We start from the raw sequence: 907 nt of genomic DNA, 5'->3' as shown, positions 1-907 counted from the left end.
CATCGGCAATGGGCATGGCGCCACCGGACAGACCCGTGCCGGCCCCTCGCGGCACGATCTGCACCTGCAGGGCATGGCAGGTCCGCAGGATGGCCACTACCTGGGCCTCGGTCTCTGGCAGCTTTCGACTATGAGTCGCGCATCGATAGGGAAGAGCTGGTCTTGATCGTCGACATCGGCGGCGGTACCTCCGACTTTTCGCTGGTGCGCCTGTCGCCACAACGGGCATCGCGCAGCGAGCGGCGCGACGATATCCTGGCCAATGGGGGCGTGCACATCGGCGGTACCGACTTCGACAAGTATTTCAGCCTGGCCTGCGTGATGCCGCTGCTGGGCTTGGGCGGGCGCCTTCTGGGCAATGCCGAGATCCCCTCCAGCTATTACTTCAACCTGGCCACCTGGCACACCATCAATCAGCTCTACACCCGCAAGGCCTGGCAGCAATTGCAGGACGTCGCGCGTGAAGTGACCGACCGCGAACGCTTTGCCCGACTGCTGGACGTGGTCGAGCAGCGCTGCGGCCACTGGCTGGCGCTGCAGGTGGAGGCCGGCAAGATCGCTCTGTCCTCGGCCGACCAGACCCTGCTGGATCTGGAACGCCTGCGCAAGCCCGAGCAGTTGCAATTGCAGCGCAGCGACTTCGACGCCGCCGTCGACCACCTGGTGCAGTCGGTGGAGCAGACTGTACTGGCGCTGTTGCAGCAGGCCGGTTTGCGCGCCGATGACATCGATAGCGTTTTCTTCACCGGTGGCTCCAGCGGCGTGCGCCTGCTGCGCGAACGCATCGGCGCGCTGGCGCCCAAGGCCAGGCATGTGGAAGGCGACCTGTTCGGCAGTATCGGCAGCGGGCTGGCCATCGATGCCGCGCGCAAGTTCGCTTAAGTTTAGGGCCTGTTCACATTTAATC

At 64.7% G+C, this 907-nt stretch carries 1 protein-coding gene and 1 pseudogene; one reads left to right on the top strand and one right to left on the bottom strand.

What is annotated here, in order from left to right:
* A partial coding sequence (locus I5W_RS34320) for an FAD-binding protein (RefSeq protein WP_374702154.1) occupies nucleotides 1-229 on the bottom strand: 229 nt, incomplete at its 3' end.
* Here I5W_RS34320 and I5W_RS24190 point away from each other — a divergent pair.
* Nucleotides 118-882, top strand: a pseudogene (locus I5W_RS24190) (Hsp70 family protein); the annotation flags it as partial. The gene I5W_RS34320 and the pseudogene I5W_RS24190 overlap by 112 nt on opposite strands.
* Between the last annotated feature and the right edge of the window lie 25 nt (nucleotides 883-907).

The organism is Herbaspirillum sp. B65 (genome assembly GCF_000333555.1).
Lineage (GTDB): Bacteria > Pseudomonadota > Gammaproteobacteria > Burkholderiales > Burkholderiaceae_D > Herbaspirillum > Herbaspirillum rubrisubalbicans.
The sequence above is the reverse complement of the archived record's forward strand: the minus strand, read 5'-3'. Positions and strand labels throughout refer to the sequence as shown.